At 70.8% G+C, this 16,315-nt stretch carries 15 protein-coding genes; 8 read left to right on the forward strand and 7 right to left on the reverse strand.

Going from position 1 to position 16,315, the window contains the following annotated elements; genetic code table 11:
* Window positions 1-178 precede the first annotated feature (178 nt).
* A complete protein-coding gene (locus O3597_RS26260) occupies window positions 179-871 on the forward strand; it encodes a response regulator transcription factor (RefSeq protein WP_348650367.1) in 693 nt (230 codons plus the stop codon).
* On the forward strand, window positions 868-2,319 hold the full coding sequence (locus tag O3597_RS26265) for a HAMP domain-containing sensor histidine kinase (RefSeq protein WP_281602713.1): 1,452 nt from the start codon (window positions 868-870) through the stop codon (window positions 2,317-2,319). Before O3597_RS26260 ends, O3597_RS26265 begins: the two co-directional genes overlap by 4 nt.
* 61 nt (window positions 2,320-2,380) lie before the next feature.
* On the opposite strand, the gene O3597_RS26270 is transcribed toward O3597_RS26265, so the two are convergent.
* The 4 genes from O3597_RS26270 to O3597_RS26285 all read right to left on the reverse strand — a co-directional run bounded on the left by O3597_RS26270 (window position 2,381) and on the right by O3597_RS26285 (window position 7,128).
* On the reverse strand, window positions 2,381-2,977 hold the full coding sequence (locus tag O3597_RS26270; RefSeq protein WP_281602714.1) for a DedA family protein: 597 nt from the start codon (window positions 2,975-2,977) through the stop codon (window positions 2,381-2,383).
* Complete coding sequence (locus tag O3597_RS26275) at window positions 2,968-3,615, reverse strand: DUF998 domain-containing protein (protein ID WP_281602715.1); 648 nt, start codon at window positions 3,613-3,615, stop codon at window positions 2,968-2,970. Before O3597_RS26275 ends, O3597_RS26270 begins: the two co-directional genes overlap by 10 nt.
* Window positions 3,612-5,390 carry a glycosyltransferase gene (locus O3597_RS26280; protein WP_281602716.1) on the reverse strand — a complete coding sequence of 593 codons (1,779 nt, stop codon included), beginning with the start codon at window positions 5,388-5,390 and terminating at the stop codon, window positions 3,612-3,614. The genes O3597_RS26275 and O3597_RS26280 overlap by 4 nt, the downstream gene beginning before the upstream one ends.
* Before the next feature lie 316 nt (window positions 5,391-5,706).
* The gene (locus tag O3597_RS26285; RefSeq protein ID WP_281602717.1) at window positions 5,707-7,128 is read right to left on the reverse strand and encodes a phosphatase PAP2 family protein; all 1,422 of its coding nucleotides are present in this window, start codon (window positions 7,126-7,128) and stop codon (window positions 5,707-5,709) included.
* A gap of 720 nt (window positions 7,129-7,848) precedes the next feature.
* Here O3597_RS26285 and O3597_RS26290 point away from each other — a divergent pair.
* The 3 genes from O3597_RS26290 to O3597_RS26300 are packed head-to-tail and all read left to right on the forward strand — an operon-like array spanning window position 7,849 to window position 11,088.
* Window positions 7,849-8,559: an ABC transporter ATP-binding protein gene (locus tag O3597_RS26290; protein ID WP_281602718.1), complete on the forward strand. Its 711-nt coding sequence runs from the start codon at window positions 7,849-7,851 to the stop codon at window positions 8,557-8,559.
* Window positions 8,556-10,127, forward strand: a complete 1,572-nt coding sequence (locus O3597_RS26295; RefSeq protein WP_281602719.1) for an ABC transporter permease — start codon at window positions 8,556-8,558, stop codon at window positions 10,125-10,127. The genes O3597_RS26290 and O3597_RS26295 overlap by 4 nt, the downstream gene beginning before the upstream one ends.
* Window positions 10,063-11,088: an ABC transporter permease gene (locus O3597_RS26300; RefSeq protein ID WP_281602720.1), complete on the forward strand. Its 1,026-nt coding sequence runs from the start codon at window positions 10,063-10,065 to the stop codon at window positions 11,086-11,088. The genes O3597_RS26295 and O3597_RS26300 overlap by 65 nt, the downstream gene beginning before the upstream one ends.
* A 175-nt stretch (window positions 11,089-11,263) precedes the next feature.
* Here O3597_RS26300 and O3597_RS26305 read toward each other — a convergent pair whose 3' ends face one another.
* From O3597_RS26305 to O3597_RS26315, 3 genes are all read right to left on the reverse strand, one after another.
* Window positions 11,264-11,704 (reverse strand): hypothetical protein, encoded by a 441-nt coding sequence (locus O3597_RS26305; RefSeq protein ID WP_164449668.1) that lies wholly within the window; start codon window positions 11,702-11,704, stop codon window positions 11,264-11,266.
* Between the two features lie 123 nt (window positions 11,705-11,827).
* The gene (locus O3597_RS26310; protein ID WP_164449667.1) at window positions 11,828-12,238 is read right to left on the reverse strand and encodes a MerR family transcriptional regulator; all 411 of its coding nucleotides are present in this window, start codon (window positions 12,236-12,238) and stop codon (window positions 11,828-11,830) included.
* A 15-nt stretch (window positions 12,239-12,253) separates the two neighbouring features.
* The gene (locus O3597_RS26315; protein ID WP_281602721.1) at window positions 12,254-13,237 is read right to left on the reverse strand and encodes an NADP-dependent oxidoreductase; all 984 of its coding nucleotides are present in this window, start codon (window positions 13,235-13,237) and stop codon (window positions 12,254-12,256) included.
* Window positions 13,238-13,539: 302 nt separating this feature from the next.
* Here O3597_RS26315 and O3597_RS26320 point away from each other — a divergent pair, with 302 nt between their 5' ends.
* The 3 genes from O3597_RS26320 (at window position 13,540) to O3597_RS26330 (ending at window position 16,293) form a co-directional block, all read left to right on the forward strand.
* Complete coding sequence (locus tag O3597_RS26320; protein ID WP_281602722.1) at window positions 13,540-14,739, forward strand: sensor domain-containing protein; 1,200 nt, start codon at window positions 13,540-13,542, stop codon at window positions 14,737-14,739.
* Window positions 14,727-15,389 carry a response regulator transcription factor gene (locus O3597_RS26325; protein ID WP_164449664.1) on the forward strand — a complete coding sequence of 221 codons (663 nt, stop codon included), beginning with the start codon at window positions 14,727-14,729 and terminating at the stop codon, window positions 15,387-15,389. The genes O3597_RS26320 and O3597_RS26325 overlap by 13 nt, the downstream gene beginning before the upstream one ends.
* A 130-nt stretch (window positions 15,390-15,519) precedes the next feature.
* Window positions 15,520-16,293: an ABC transporter ATP-binding protein gene (locus tag O3597_RS26330; protein ID WP_164449663.1), complete on the forward strand. Its 774-nt coding sequence runs from the start codon at window positions 15,520-15,522 to the stop codon at window positions 16,291-16,293.
* The last annotated feature ends 22 nt before the right edge of the window (window positions 16,294-16,315 follow it).

The following is a 16,315-nucleotide window of genomic DNA, read 5'->3' on the forward strand; positions in this document are numbered from 1 at the left end:
CAGTCTGGATCATGGTTGACGGGTACGCCGGCCGATCCCGGGTGACCGTCCACCGTGATCGGTCAAGTGAATCTTGAGGAATCCGTGGCGCGCGGTCCGCAGCAACGCACTAATCCTGGTCTCAGCTTGGGCGCGGACAATGAGCAGCACGGCATCGACTGGAAGGGGGCGGGTCGGGGTGCGGATCATGATCGCGGATGATGACGCGGCCATCCGTGAGTCGCTCGAGCGGGTGCTCCAGGTCGAGGGTTACGACACCAGCACCGTCGCCAACGGTCTCGCCGTGCTCGACGAGGTCGGTGGGACCGGCGGTGACACGCTGGATCTGCTGATCCTCGACGTGATGATGCCCCGCCTCGGCGGGTTGGAGACCTGCCGGCGGTTGCGGGCCGCGGGTCGGGATCTGCCGGTGCTGATGCTGACCGCCCGTGACCAGGTCTCCGACCGGGTCGCGGGACTTGACGCGGGCGCCGACGACTACCTGCCCAAGCCGTTCGCCACCGAGGAGTTGCTGGCTCGGGTGCGGGCCCTGCTGCGCCGGCGTACGCCGGACGACGGCGAGTCGCAGGTCCTGTCGTTCGCCGATGTCCGGCTCGATCCCGACAGGTTCGAGGCGTGGCGGGGCGGGCGGCCGCTGCGCCTGACCCGGACCGAGTTCTCCCTCCTTGAGGTTCTCCTGCGCAACGCGACGCGGGTGTTGACCCGCGACGCGCTGTTCGAGGCGATCTGGGGCTTCGACATGAGCGCCACCGCCAACAACCTCCAGGTGTATGTGAGCTACCTGCGCCGCAAGATGGAGGCCGAGGGTGAGCCACGATTGATCTACACGCTGCGCGGCCTGGGGTACACGTTGCGGGAGACTCCTCCGTGAGCAGGTCCGCCGGCCGGGAACCGGGCCGGCTGACCCGATGGTGGCGCCGGCGGTCCCTGCGGGCCAGGCTGACGGTGATCGCGGCGACGGCCATCGCCGTCAGCGTGTTCATGGCCTTCCAGGTATCCAGTGAGCTGCTGGACTGGCAGCTGCGGGACACCGCCGAGAATCAACTGCGCGCCGACTCCCGTGTCCTGGCGGCGACCGCGGATCGCGTCGGTCTGGCGCAGGTCCCGCTGCCGCCGTATCCCGGATCCGGTCCGCTGGTGCGGGTCATCCTGCCCGACGGCTCGACCCGGACGCCGGCCGGCCAACCCGCGCTGCCCCCGGTCAGCGAGCCCGCCGGGCGCGTGGCGCAGGGCGGCTTGGCCGACCTGATGGAGTCGAACGACAGCGATGAGGAGGGCTACCTCATCTACACGCTCCGGGCGGGCGACGGCGCGGTCCAGGTGGCCCGCGTCGTCGACGACAGCCCGGTCAACCAGTTCGGGTTCGGCATGCTGCTGATCGGGCTGCTCTGCGTGGTCGGCGGCGCCCTTGTCGGGCGGACCGTGGCGCGGACCGGACTGGCACCGATCGACCGGCTGACCGCCGCCGCGGAACGTGTCGCGCACACCCGGGATCTCGACGCCCACATCCGGGATGAAGGCGGCGGGGAGATCCGTCGGCTGATTCGGTCGATCAATGACATGCTCGCCGCGCTCCGGGACTCCCGGCAGGCCCAGCGGCTGCTCGCCGAGGACGCCGCCCACGAGCTCAAGACCCCGCTCACCAGCCTGCGCCTCAACGTCGAGCTGCTGATCCGGCTCGATCGGCGCGGCACGCTGGACAGCGCACTGCCGGCGGAGAGCCTGACCCGGCTGCTCAACGATCTCGGTGCCCAGGTGGCCGAGTTGAGCACCCTTGCCGCCGAACTGACCGACCTGGCCCGCGGTGACGTCAGCGACGAAAACACCGAGCTGCTCGACCTCGCCGACGTGGTGGTGGCCGCCGCGACCCGGGCGCGTTCCCGCGTACCCGACATCGAGATCGCGCTCGACGTGACCTCCGTGTGGGTGAGCGGCCGTCCCGCCGCGCTCCAGCGGGCGGTGCTCAACCTCATCGACAACGCCGGCAAGTGGTCTCCCGCCGACCAGCCGGTCCAGATCCGGCTCCATGCCGAGGGCGCCTCGGCGGTGCTCGAGGTCGACGACGCCGGGCCGGGCATCGACGCCGCTGACGTACCGCGGGTGTTCGACCGGTTCTACCGTGCCGACAGTGCCCGGGCGTTGCCGGGATCCGGTCTCGGGCTGTCGATCGTGCAGCGGGTCGTCGACGCCCACGGTGGCCGGGCTGCCGTCGCCCGCTCCGCACGCGGTGGCGCTTTGCTCCGGGTCGACCTTCCGGCCGCTACCGCGCCCGCCCCGATCGCGCGCCGCGCCGCCGGAGAGGACAGCGCGGTGCGCTGACCCGCCCCCGTTCCGGCGGCGCGACGAGGGACGGCGGCCCTCGGGCATGGCCCCGCGGCGGTCATCCCGCCGCGGTCGCCGCTCGGCGGCGGCGCAACACGTAGCGGACCAGTTCGCCGAGCGCGGTGATGGACAGGGCGAGACCGAGGCCGACCGCCAGGCCCAGCGTCGAGTTGGATTCGAAGGCGGCGCCGCCGAGGTAGCCGATCAGGCCGGAGTAGCCGGCCCAGGTGACGGCGGCGATGGCGGTGAACAGGGTGAAGCGGGCAAGCGGGTAGCCGGTGGCACCGCTGGCGGTCACGATCGCGGTGCGGCCGCCGGGGACGAACCGGCCCGCGATGATCAGGGCACCGCCCCGGCGGTGCAGGTGCGGGGCGATCCTGTCGGCGGCGCGGATCAGGCGGCCGCCCGGACGGCGCTCGCGCAACAGGCGCCCGATGAGATAGCCGACGTGATCACCGACGAAGGCGCCCAGCGCGGCGAGCACGATGATCAGCGGAAGCGACGGGATGCCCGACACGGCGAAGACCGCCGCCGCGATGACGACCGACTCCGACGGCAGGAACGGCAGGAACGCGTCGAGGATCGTCAGCGCGAGGATCGCCAGGTAGATGGCCGGAGAGGTCATCGCGTTCTCGACCATGACCATCAGGTCCATCGGGACCGCTCCTCCCCTTCGAGCACCCAGGCGCAGAGCCCGACCACGACGAGCACGAGCGCCAGCAGAACCCGTTCGGCCAGGCCCGCGAACGGGAGAGGACCTTGGCCGAGCAGCACCGCCGGCCCGTTCACCGCCGCGAACCCGACGCACGCGGCGAACGCTGACCACCCGGCCGCGCGCAGCCAGCGGACCCGGGCCGGGTCGGCCCCCCGCCCGGCACGCTTGACGATGAGCAGGGCGAAGAGCGGTGGGAGCGCCGCCATCAGCGCCGCGCCGAAGCGATGCAGCCCAGCGGCGACGCCCGGTTCGGTCCCCGGCAGGTTCGTGGGGAACACCACCACCGCGACCAGGGACACGCACCACACCGACAGCAGCAGGGTGAGGGGCCAGGCCGGTGGCAGCACGCGCCGGGCGCCGGCCAGGAGCCATCCGCCGGCTGCCGCGAGCCCGCACGCCGCCAGGGCCAGCAGGACGGCGCCCGGCACGGTCCGGATCGATTCGCTGACCATCTGGTCCACCGGGTCGACGTCGCCGACCAGCAGCAGGCCCGATCCGGCCGCCGTGCCCAGGCCCAGGCTCAGCTGGGCGTTGCGGTACCAGCGGGAGGTGCCTGGCCGGACGGTCGTCGCTGTCATGCGGCGACCTCGGCGGGCGCGGGCGCCTCACGGGCCGGACGGATCCGGTAGAGCTGCTCGAACGCGGACACCGTGCGGGTCTGGTCGTGCTGCTCGGCCACGGCACGAGCCCGGTGCCCCAGCTCTTCCGCGTGCTTCGGGTCGCAGAGCACGGTGAGCAGTCGCTCGGCGAGCACGACAACGTCGCCGGGCGGGAACAGGTAGCCGGTCTCCTCGTCCCGTACGAGGTGGGGCAGGGCTGCGGCATCGGCGCCGATCACGGGCCTTCCGCTGGCCATCGCCTCGAGCGTGACCAGGCTCTGCAACTCGGCGGTGCCCGCGTTGACGAAGACCGTCGACGCCGCGTATGCGGAGGGAAGGTCCTCGTCAGGGATGAAGCCGGTGAACGTGACATGCTCGGCGACGCCCAGCTCCCCGGCGAGCGACCGCAGTGTCCGCTTCTCGGCCCCGGTGCCGACCAGGAGCAACTGGACATCGAGGGAGCGCCGCACCAGCGCGAACGCCCGCATCACGACGTCGAGGTTCTTCTCGGCGTCGAGTCGGCCCACGTACGTGATGGTGGGCTTGTGCGCGAGGCTGTAGGCCCATCGGAATTCGGCCGCGGGCGCCTGCTCGCGGAAGCGGGTGAGGTCGATTCCGCACGAGATGGGCAGGACCGGCCCGGACACGCCGGAGACGACGGCGAGCGTGGCGGCGTACGGGGTCGGGGCCGTGACGATGTCTGCCTTGGCGAACACCCGGGCGGCGTCGCGCCATGCCCACTCGTGCGCCCTCGCCCGGCCAGCATTGCCGATGGGCAGGTAGTGGATCAGGTTCTCGGGCATGAAGTGGTTGGTGGCGATGATGAACAGACCGCGCTCGCGCGCCGCGTCGACCAGCGCCCGGCACAGCGGGAAGTGGCTTTGCACGTGCACCACGTCGGGCTGGACCTCGTCGAGGATCCGGCGCGCTGCCGCGCGCAGCCCCAGTGGCGGGCAGAACCGGAAACCTGAGTGACCCGGCACCGGCAAGGAGCGCACGCGGTGCTCGACGACGCCGTCGCTGGACATGCTGGCAAGGGTGCGGGTGTCCGTCGACGGCGCGATCACGTGCACCTCGTGCCGGGCGGTAAGTGCCACGGCCAGGCGCTGGGCGAAGTAGGACGCCCCGTTGACGTGCGGGGCGTAGGTGTCGGCACCGATGAGAATGCGCATGGGACAACTACCTTTCGTAGATGGTGTGGCTTTTCGTAGGTGGTGTCGCTTCATGAAGTGGTGGAAGACAGCGACCGGCACGGCGACGGCCGCGGTGAGCAGGAAGATGCCGCCGGGCAGTGCGAGCAGGCCGGACAGTTGGCTGCCGAGGAGAGCGCCGAGACCGATCAGCACCAGGCCGCGGACCGCGGCGGCGGCACCCACCCAGGCGGCGAATCTGCGGTACGGGAGCCCGGCGAGTCCCGCCGACACGAACGCCGGGAGGGCGAAGACGTCGACGAGCTTGGCGGTGATCACCAGCCGAGGCAGTGACATCCTGGTCAGCCGGTCGAGCAGAGCCGTCACCTTGAGCCTGCTCAGCAGGGACGCCACCCAGGGCCGCCGGGCGGACCGGCCGACGAGGTAGAGCAGGCTGTCACCCACCACCTCGGCCAACGCGACGATCACCCAGATCGGCCAGAACGCCGCAGCGCCGGCGCCCACCAAGGTGCCCGCGGTGATCGTCGCGGCCGGGCCCTCGATGAGCACGAAGAGACCGAGCACCAGGTAGGGGTGCTCGAGCACGGCCTGGGTCAGATCCATGCCGAGAAGCTTCGGCCGAAGGTTTCGCACCGATCGTCCCTCCGCAGGGCCGACCGATGTAGCTCCGTGGTAGAGAATGCGATCACCGACCACGGCACCCACCGGCCTGCCAACCGACCGGCCGGTGCTTCCCCGGGCGGCGCTGCGTCGACTGCCATCACTAAGCCCCCTACAGGCGGGTTACGTCGCTTGTCTGAGGCCTAGTGATACGGAGCGAACCTGAGGCGACCGTTAATGCGGCGCTCAGGCCGGGTGGCCGAACCAGGTGCCCAGCGCACGCACCAGCGTGGTGGCGTCGAGGCGACGAAGCGCAGCGTCACGTACGCACGTCGGCCGGCGCTGCCCGCACGTTCGGCCGTAGCACCCACCACAGCAGGCCGACCCAGAGCGCGGTCAGCATCGCGGCGCCGAGCAGGTCGGTCGGGTGGTGCATGCCGCGGTACATCCGGGACAGCGCGACACCGGCCGGCACGACCACCGCGAGCACCACGGCGAACCAGCGCCACCGGCTGCTCACCCGGTCCATGATCAGGACCGCGACCGCCACCCAGATGCACATCGTCGCGGCGATGTGCCCCGACGGGAACGACGACGTGGACATCGGGCTGTCGAGCTGCGGCCCCGGCGGGCGGCCCCGCTGGACGCTGGCCGCGGTGCACAGGAACAGGGTGAGCTCGCCGACCATGGTGAGCACCACGAACACCACCGGTCGCCACTGCCGCCACACGGCCAACGCGATCGAGCAGAACACCAGCGAGATGGCCAGGATGGCGCGGATGTCGCCGGCATTGCTCCACACCCAGCTCACCTCGTCCAGCGTGGGCGTGCGCAACGTCTGCAGCCACCGGACCACGCCGTCGTCGAAACGTCCCAGCCAGGTGCCCTCGGTGCGGTTCTTCAACAGGTAGCCGACGACGTACAGGATGCCGAACGTGAACACCCAGCCGGTCAGGATCTCGGTGGCCTTGACCCACCGGTGCGGGATCGGGCGGCTGGAGTCCGGCGCCGGTTTGACCACCTCATCGGCCTCCGGCTTCAGGCCGTCGTCGAGCGGTGCCACCGGGTGCCCCGCCTCGCGCCGCCACAGCCGGAACGCGTACGCCGTGACGCTCAGCCACAGCGCGCCGAGCAGCCAGCCGGCCAGCACGTCGGTCAGGTAGTGCACGCCGAGCGCGACCCGGGTCACCCCGATCGCGACCACGAGCAGTGCGACGGCCGCCGTGAACAGCTTCCGGTAGCGCACCGCGGGCAGGAACACGAGCAGCAGCGCGCCGTAGACCACCGTCGACCCGAGCGCGTGCCCACTCGGGAAGCTGTTGCCGGACGCGATCGCCACCGGTGCCTCGACCACCGGGCGCAACCGGCCGACCAGCGACTTCACCGACGGGTCGAGCAGCAGCGCGCCGGCGGTGGTGGCCAGCAGGTAGACGGCGAGACGGACCCGCCGGCGCACCAGCAGCAGCAACGCGGCGACGCCGACCAGCCAATGCATGACCGGCCGCCCGCCCAGCTGGGTTGTCCCGTCGAGTGCGTTCACCAGGTACGGCCGCGGCGACACGACCTCGTTGAGCACCCGGACGACACCGCGGTCGACGATCGTCAGCGGCTCCAGGTGCAACCGGACGAGGAGCACCAACAGCCCGAACCCGATCCCGATCGCGACGACCAGCAGCGGCACCCACCGGCCGGCCAGCCGACCGGGCGGCGCTTCCCCGCACGTCGCCACGTCGACTGCCATCAATGGCCTCCAGGTACGAGTTACATCGCTTGTCCGATGCCGGCTTCGTACCGAGCGAACCTGAGACGACGATTAATGGACGTGCGGGGCGGTGAAGGTGAAGTGGCACCGTGGTACCGCCGCTCGGCCGAGGATGACGACCGCAGTACGACGAAACAGGACGGAATCGGGCCTGGCGTTCAGGCCATGACGAGGCTTGACAGCCCACTGCGGAGGTTCGGGGCGGCCACCGTTGCGCTGGCGACGGCGTTCGCTGTCGTCGCCTGCGGCCGGCGCCGACAACAGTTCGGCGCCGGCCGCGACCGGATCGTGCCGCCGGAGGGCGGCACGGACGAGTACCACTGTTAAGAACAGTGACGAACGGTGCACAAGCCGCCGACGTCGTACTCCCACACGTCCGGGTGGACCGGGGCGATCTTTCATTCGCCACCAGCGGGACTTGGTGCTCTGCCGGACAACCTCGACGCCACCACGCTGGTGGGTGCGCTGGGCACCTGGTTCGGCCACCCAGCCTGAGCGCCGCATTAACGGTCGCCTCAGGTTCGCTCCGTATCACTAGGCCTCAGACAAGCGACGCAACCCGTAAGTAGGCGAAGCCACTTGTCGGATCCCCTTACAAACCCTGATCAACCACTCATCGGAGGTCTCGTGTCCGCACGTCCAGATTCCACGGTCGTCGATCGGCAGTCCGGGAGCGCGCCGTCAGCCGACGCTGCGGCCATGCTCGTCGGCGCCGTCAAGCGATACGGCTCCGGTCGGTCGGCCGTCGTCGCGCTCGACGACGTCACCATCACGTTCCCGGCGGGGAAGTTCACGGCTGTGATGGGACCGTCGGGTTCGGGAAAGTCGACGATGATGCACTGCGCCGCCGGGCTGGATCAACTGACGTCGGGCCGCGCGTTCGTCGGCGACACCGATCTGTCGGCGCTCAACGACCGCGAGTTGACCAGGCTTCGCCGCGAACGGATCGGGTTCGTGTTCCAGGCGTTCAATCTCGTGGCGACGCTCACGGCCGAGGAGAACATCTGCCTGCCGTTGGCGTTGTCGGGACGCCGGCCGAATGTCGCAGTGCTCGATCAGGTCGTGGCGCTGCTGCGCCTCGGTGACCGCATGCATCATCGGCCGACGGAGCTCTCGGGTGGCCAGCAACAGCGAGTCGCCGTCGCCCGGGCGCTGGTCGCCCAGCCACAGGTGGTTTTCGCCGACGAGCCCACCGGCAACCTCGACACGCGGTCTGGACAGGAGATCCTCGGATTCCTGCGATCAGCGGTCGATCTGCATCACCAGTCGATCGTGATGGTCACGCACGATCCCAACGCCGCTGCCTGGGCGGACCATGTCGTGTTCGTCGTCGACGGCCGAGTGCACGACGTGATGGATCATCCGTCGGCCGGTTCGGTGCTTGACGTGATGAAGGGCCTGGGGCGATGAGCCAGATGATGCGGAGTGCGGCTCGAAGCGTGCTCGCGAGTCGGGGTCGGTTCGTGCTGACGGGCACGGCGATCATGCTGTCGGTGGCGTTCCTCGTCGCGACGCTGGTGCTGTCCGACTCGATGCGTGGCCGAGCGGCCGGTGACATCGCCGAAGCGTTGGCCGGGACGGACGCCGTGGTGCAGGGCGTCGTGCTCGGCGAGCCCGGGGGAGGGCCGGGAGATCCGGAAAGGTCGGTTCGGCGGTCACTGGATCCCGACATCACCGAGCGCGTGGCCACGGTCGATGGCGTCGACGGGGCCGCCTCGCAATGGGTCGGCTTCGCGAAGCTGGTCGTCGACGGATCGTCAGTCGGAACCGGCACGGCGAGCGACGTCGGTCGCAACTGGGTCGCCGACCCGGTGCTCAATCCGTTCCGGCTCGCGAGCGGGCGACCACCAACCGAGGTCGGCGAGATCGTGATCGACCGATCGCTCGCCGATGACGCAGGCTTGGCTCCGGGTGACGTCGTACAGGTGCTGACCACGACTGGGATGTACGACGCGACCATCACCGGTGTCGCGACGTTCGCGTCGGCGGATGCGGCACCGCTGCAGCGGACGGTGCTGTTGCCCGACGGAGCGGTGTCCGTCTGGCTGGACGCTGCGGCACCGACGGAGGTGCTCGTCGACGTCGCGGAGGGCGCTGACCGCGCCGAGGTGCTCGGCCGATTGTCGGCGCTGACTGACGCCGAGGTCGTCGACGGACCCGACCACATCCGGACGATGCAGGACGCCGCGACGTCACCGCTGCAGTTCCTGACCGTGTTCCTCCTGGCCTTCGCCGTGATCGCGGTCTTGATCGGTGTGACGATCATCTTCAACACGTTCGCGCTCACCGTCGCCCGCCGCCGACGGGAGTCGGGGCTGCTGCGTGCGATCGGTGCGGAACGACGCCAACTGCTCGGCGGAGTGGTGATCGAGGCCGCGCTCGTCGGGACGATCGCCACGCTCGTCGGCCTCGTGTGCGGGGTCGCGGGAGTGGGCGCTGCGTTGGCTCGTCGGACTCGCCGGGATCACGTTGCTCACCGGTCCGTCGATCGTGAGCACGACCTCGATCGCGGTCGCCGCGACCGTCGGTATCGGCGCAACGATCCTCTCGGCATGGATCCCGGCTCGCCGTGCGGCGGCGACACCACCGATCGAGGCGCTGCGCGAGAGCGCGGCGGAACCCCGGGTCGTGAGCCAGGCGCGAACTGCGAGCGGGCTCGTGCTCGCCGCGGCGGCGATCGCTGGAGGAACTTTGGCTGTGGTGCGCTCGAGCGCGACGTGGGCCGTACTCGTCATTGCCATCGTCCCGGCGCTCGTGCTGTGCGGCCCGGCGCTCGTGACCGCCGCAGCGCGTGGGAGCGCTCAGATGGCCCGCCGGGTCGCCGGTGTGTGTGGCGCGATCGCAGCGGGCAACCTGGCTGCGAGCCCCCGTCGATCGGCGTCGACGGCGCTCGCGCTCATGCTCGGCACCGCGATGGTGACGATGTTCGCGATCTTCGCGAGCTCGCTGACGAGCGCGGTCGGGACGGACGTTCGTGAAGGACTGCAGGCGGACGTGGTGGTCACGTCGGCGACCCCCGACTTCCCGACGATCGACCCCACCCTGGCCGGCCGGATCGCAGCGTTGCCCGACGTCGACGCCGTCGCTGCGCTGTCGACCGCTGAAGGGATCGTGGCAGGAAAAGCCGAGGCGATCGGCGGCATCGACCCGACAACACTGCCCACCACGTTCGACCTCGACCCGATCGCCGGCGACCTCGCCGACCTGAGCGAGGGGGGCCTGGCCGTGGTCGGCGACGACCCGACGCTGCTCGGCAGCACCCTCGCGATCGAATTCGAACGCTCGACACTCGAGGCACCGATCGTTGCCGTGGTCGCGAGGAGCACCGGCGGCTTCGAAGCCCCTCTGTACTTCGTCGACCGTGCGACACTCCACGCCTCGGTCGGTCGTCTGCTCGACGCTCTGTTGTTCGTCGACCTGGCCGACGGCGTGGTCGCGGACGCCGAGGAAGACGTGAGGGCGCTGGTCCGAGCCACGCCCGGGTCGTTCTTCGAGACCCGGGCGGAACACGTCGCCGACAGCGGGAGCGAGATCGCCGCGTTCGGGAACTTCATCGACGGGATGCTCATCCTGGCGAGCTTGATCGCGCTGCTCGGAGTCGCCAACACCACGGCGCTCGCGATCAATGAACGCTCAGGAGAGCTCGGGCTGCTGCGAGCGGTCGGCGCGACTCGCCGAGAGCTGCGTCGAATCGTGCGGCTCGAGGTGGCTCTCCTGTCGTTCGTGGCAGCATCGATCGGTATCGCCGTCGCAGTCGGCTTCGGTTGGGCGCTGATCGACGTCACCGGTGGCGCGGAGATCCCGTCCGTCGTCGTACCGTGGTCCCGTCTCGCGGTGACGCTCGTCATCGCGGTCGCAGCCGGCATCGTCGCTGCGGCGTGGCCCGCGTTCCGCGTCTCCCGGGTACCCGTGCTCGAGCTGGCGGGCCGGGACCGCTGACACGCAGGTCCTGCGCCTGGACCGGACGGCCCACGAACGGTCCCGGTGCAGTGACCCCCGGCGGAGTACGCGCCCGCCATCGGTCGCGACGATGATCATGCCGTGACGCACACGGATCACCGCACCGGTCGCGATCCGGCCATCGGTGGCTCGGTCACGACGATTGATGGACGCGTCAGCGTCGGTAGGCGTCCGGGAAAGCGGCGATGGCGGCCTGCAGGTCGGCCATGGGTCCGCCGTCGATCGGCGTGCGGGCTGTCAGCAATCGTTCGGTGCCGCGCCAGACTGCTGTTGCGTAGTCAGCCTCGGAGCTGTGGCAGAGCAGCCGTCCGGCGGGCGTGCTCAGCTGCAGTCCATGACGGCGGGTACGGCGCACCGCGAAACTCCAGCCGCTGGAGGCGCCGGTCAACACGTAGCTGGCGTCGCGGCCCGCCGCCAGGGTCGCAACGCCGTTGAGCATGTCCGCGGCGGCGAGATACACCATCAGCAACCCGCGGGACCCGAGCTGGCGGGAACTGTGGGATCCACCGTCCCAGCGCAGGCTGACGTGTCCCAACTCGAACCCGGTGACCTGCATTGGCGCATCAACGGGTGCGTCGAACTCCACGGCGATCACCCCGACATGGTCACATGCCCTCGTGGTCGGTTGGTTGCTCGTGCGACGGGCATCCCTCGCCAGCGTCCAGGACGCGAATCACCTGGTAGACGGGCTCGCTCAGATCAGCGCAGGAAGAGCGGATCAATGGGTGTCCACCGTCGCGGGCGGCGCCTGCTCGGCCAACTGGGCGTGGCAGACGGACAGCAGTTGCCGCAGTCGGGTCAGCCGTGCGATGTGCTCGTCGATGATCTCCAACCGGCGGCGGAACATCTCACTCGCCTGAGGCAGCCGGATGCGGTCGGGCACGGTGTGTTCGGGCAGAGTGTCGCCGTCGAGCAGATGAAGATGGTCGCTGAGGGTGGCGATGTCGTCGACGGTCAGGCCGAGCGACAGCAACTCACGGATGATCTTCACTCGGGCCACGTCGGCATTGCGGTAGGTCCGTTGCCCGGTGCGGGTGCGTATCGGTGGCGGCAGCAGTCCTCGCTGTTCGTAGAAGCGCAACGCCCGCGGGGTGGTGCCCGCTGCCGCCGCGGCGTCACCGATACGCATCGTGCCTCCCGACTGTCACAGCTCCACGAGGACGGCGCCGACGTGCCGTCCCTCGACGACATCCCGGAACGCTCGGGCGGCCCGGTCGATTCCACGGATGCGGGTATGCGGAAACCGGATGCTGCCGGTGTGCAGCCAGGCACCGAACCGCTGCGTCCATTCGGCGAGCGCCTCGGGGTGGTCGGCGGCGTTGAACCCGCGCAAGCTGATTCGCTTGAGCACGATGGGTACGAGGTCCAGTTCCAGCGGGGCGGTCGTGCCGGTGCCCTCGGCGGCGAGTTGCGCCGACAGCGCGCCGATCAGCACGATGCGGGCGTGGGGCCGGGCGGCGTGCACCGCCGCCTGAAGTTGTTCGCCGCCGACGGTGTCGAGCGCCACGTCGATGCCGTCCGGAGCGGCGTCGGCGAGCTGAGTGGTGATCGGTCCCGCTCCGCGAACGATGACCGCGTCGTAGCCGAGTTCGGTGGTCAGGATGCGGGCCTTCGCCGGTGAGCCGGTGGTGCCGATGACTCTGGCCGCGCCGAGACGACGGGCGATCTGGCCGGCGAGGGAACCGACGGCGCCGGCGGCGCCGGTGATGAGCACCGTGTCGCCGGTACGGACGGCGGCGGTGCGGGTCAGCGCCGCGTACGCGGTCCAGCCCTGCGACAGGTGAGCCGGCGGATCCGGTAGCGAGTCTCCGAGCCGACGGCACCGGTGGACCGGGACGACCGCGTACTCGCGCCAGCCGAGGTCGTGGCCGACCAGCTCACCCGGACGCAGGCCGCTGGAGTCGGGGGCGGCGACGACCTCGCCGATCGCGGCGCCGGGCAGCGGATCGCCGGGTCGCGGGCCGGGCAGTCCCGCCGCGGCCGCGCCGATGAGGGTCCGGAGCAGGGCCGCGGAGACCAGGAAGGCACGGTTGCGGACCAGGACCTCGCCGGATGCGCGGGGCGGCACCGGGACCTCGACGACGGTGAAGTCCTCCGGGCGCGGCAGGCCGTCCGGAGTTGTGAGCAACTGAACCTGACGATGGACGGAAGGCAGTGACGGCACGTGACGCTCCTTGTTCGGTCGGTGGAGCGCGACCGTAAACCCTGACCCATGCGTCAACTGCAAGTCTCAAGGGCACCCACAGGACTGGTACAGCAGGCTGTACTTTCTGGGCCACGGCACGTCGGCGTCGACCTTGCGTCGCTATCGTCACTGCCGGGAGGTACGGGATGCCGCGCAGGGACGCCGCTGGCGCTTCGGCCGCTGCGGGACGACTGGGCCCGCAGCTTTGGCGGGCGGCGCGGCGGTACCTGCGTCGCCGCCTACGAATGTCTGTCGACGCCATCGAACACCTTGTCGGCGGCCTCGGCACGTCGATCCTGGCGCTGGCGGCCGTACTGCTCCTGGTCCTGGTGGCGCTCGCCAGCGTGGTCGGCATCGGCCTGGCGGTGGTCCCGTCGGCGGCGAAGGCGGTCCGCCTCGCCGCCAACCGGGAGCGGGCACGACTGTCACGATGGGACCGCGACCTGCCCCTGCCGCCGACGGTCCCCACCGGCCTGCGCGACGTCCTGCGCGACCCGTGGTTTCGACGCGAGTGCGCGTTCGTGGCCGTCCACGGCACCGTCGGTTTCGGCCTGGGGGTGCTCGGGCTGTCGCTGCCGATCTCCGCCGTGCAGAACCTGCTGTTCCCGCTCTACTACTGGGTGCTGCCGCCGGAGGCGGGCGGCCCGGGGTTCATCGACTGGCGGATCGACGGGTTGCCCGACGCGCTGGTGGTGGGGCTGATCGGGGTCGGTTGGCTCGCCGCGACCGTGGCGCTCAACCCGCCATTGGCCGGGCTGCAGGCGCTGCCGGGGCGACGGTTGCTGGCGCCCCCGCGCGACGTCGACATGTCGCTGCGGATCGCCGAGCTGACCGCCACCCGGGCGGCCGCGCTGGACGCGCACGCCGCCGAGCTGCGACGCATCGAGCGGTCCCTGCACGACGGGGCGCAGAACCGACTGGTCGCGGTCACGGTACTGCTGGGTGCCGCGCGGCGGGCGATGCTCCGGGATCCGGCGCGGGCGGTGGAGATCCTGGACCGCGCGCACGACTCGGCCGAACAGGCCCTCGCGGAGCTGCGCAGCGTCGTACGCGGGATTCTGCCCCCGGTGCTCGACGACCGTGGACTCGCCGCGGCGCTCGACGGTCTGGCCGCCGGCTGCGGGGTACCGTGCACGGTGGAGGTCGACGTCCCGGGCCGATGCGCCGCGTCGGTCGAGGCGACGGCGTATTTCGTGGTCGCTGAGGCGCTGACCAACGTCGCCCGGCACAGTGGTGCCGCCTCGGTGGCGGTCACCGTGCGGCGCAGCGTCGACCGGCTGTACGTGTCGATCGTCGACGACGGTCGGGGCGGTGCCGACGAGGGCCACGGCTCGGGCATCGCCGGCATCCGGCGGCGGGTGCAGGGCCACGACGGCCAGTTCACTCTGACCAGCCCACCAGGTGGGCCGACGACCCTACTCGTGGAGTTGCCGTGCGGATCGTGATCGCCGAGGACGACGCCCTGCTACGGGAAGGTCTGTCGCTGCTGCTGCGGGCCGAAGGGCTCGACGTGGTCGCCACCACCGACTCACCGACGACCTTCCTGGCCGCCGTGGACGAGTTCCGGCCGGACGTCGCGATCGTCGACGTCCGGATGCCGCCCACCCACACCGACGAGGGCATCGTGGCCGCCGTCGAGGCCCGGCGTCGTCGACCCGACCTCGCGGTGCTGGTGCTGTCGGCGTACGTCGAGCAGGCGTTCGCCACCGACCTGCTCGCCGGTGGCGCGGTCCGGCTCGGCTACCTGCTGAAGGAGCGGGTCGGCCGGGTCGAGGAGTTCCTCACCGCGCTGCACCGTGTCGCCGACGGCGGTACCGCGATCGACCCGGAGGTGGTCGGCCAGCTGTTCGCCCGCAGCCGTCCCGACAGCACCCTGGCCCGGCTCAGCGGCCGGGAACGCGACGTGCTTGCCCTGATGGCTGAAGGGCTCGGCAACGGGGCGATCGCGCAGCGGCTGTTCGTCACCGACGGGGCCGTGCACAAGCACATCCGCAGCATCTTCGCCAAGCTCGGTCTCGCCCCGGACGACCGCGCCGACCGGCGGGTGACGGCGGTGCTGCGCTACCTCGAGGACGCCCAGCGCCGCAGTTGGTGATGCCGGCGCCGCGCGATTGGTACAGCCTGCTGTACCCCGGTTGGCCAGTACGCTAGATCGTCCCGCAGCCCGTCTGACCATAGCGTTTTCCATGTCATCGTCCTCTGACGACATGGAGAGGTTGGTCCAGATGTCCGTCCGCGTTGGACGCCCCGCCGACCCGGCGGTCCGCGTGATACAGCTCGCCCGTACGTATGGTTCCGGACCGCAGGCCGTCACCGCGCTCGCCGGCGTCGACGCGGAGTTCCACCGGGGCACGTTCACGGCCGTGATGGGGCCGTCCGGTTCCGGCAAGAGCACCCTGTTGCAGACCGCGGCCGGCCTGGACCGGCCCTCCTCCGGGCAGGTGTGGATCGGCGGCCAGGATCTGTCGCGGCTGTCGGAGACGAAACTGACCAAGCTCCGGCGCAGCCGGATCGGCTTCGTCTTCCAGGCCTTCAATCTGATCGGCGCGCTGACCGTCGAGGAGAACATCCACCTGCCGCTGCGGCTGTCCGGGGTACGCCCGGACGCCGCCTGGCTGCGCCAGGTGGTCGAGCGGGTCGGGCTCGGCGACCGGTTGCACCACCGCCCGGCCGAATTGTCCGGCGGGCAGCAGCAGCGGGTGGCGATCGCCCGGGCGCTGGCGATGCGCCCCGAGGTGATCTTCTGTGACGAGCCGACCGGCGCGCTGGACACCCAGACCGCCGCCGACGTGCTGGCCCTGCTGCGGTCGGTGGTCGACGACGCGCAGCAGACCGTGATCATGGTGACCCACGACCCGGTGGCGGCCTCGTACGCCGACCGGGTGATGGTCCTGGCCGACGGTCGGATCGTGCGGGACATGCCCCAGCCGGGCGCGGAGCAGATCGCCGAGCAGTTGGCGTGGCTCGGCCGCCGCCAGCTCGTCACCCAGGAGAGCTGAGCCATGCTGATGCTCGCCCTCC

Source organism: Verrucosispora sp. WMMA2044, from assembly GCF_027497155.1.
Lineage (GTDB): Bacteria > Actinomycetota > Actinomycetes > Mycobacteriales > Micromonosporaceae > Micromonospora > Micromonospora palythoicola.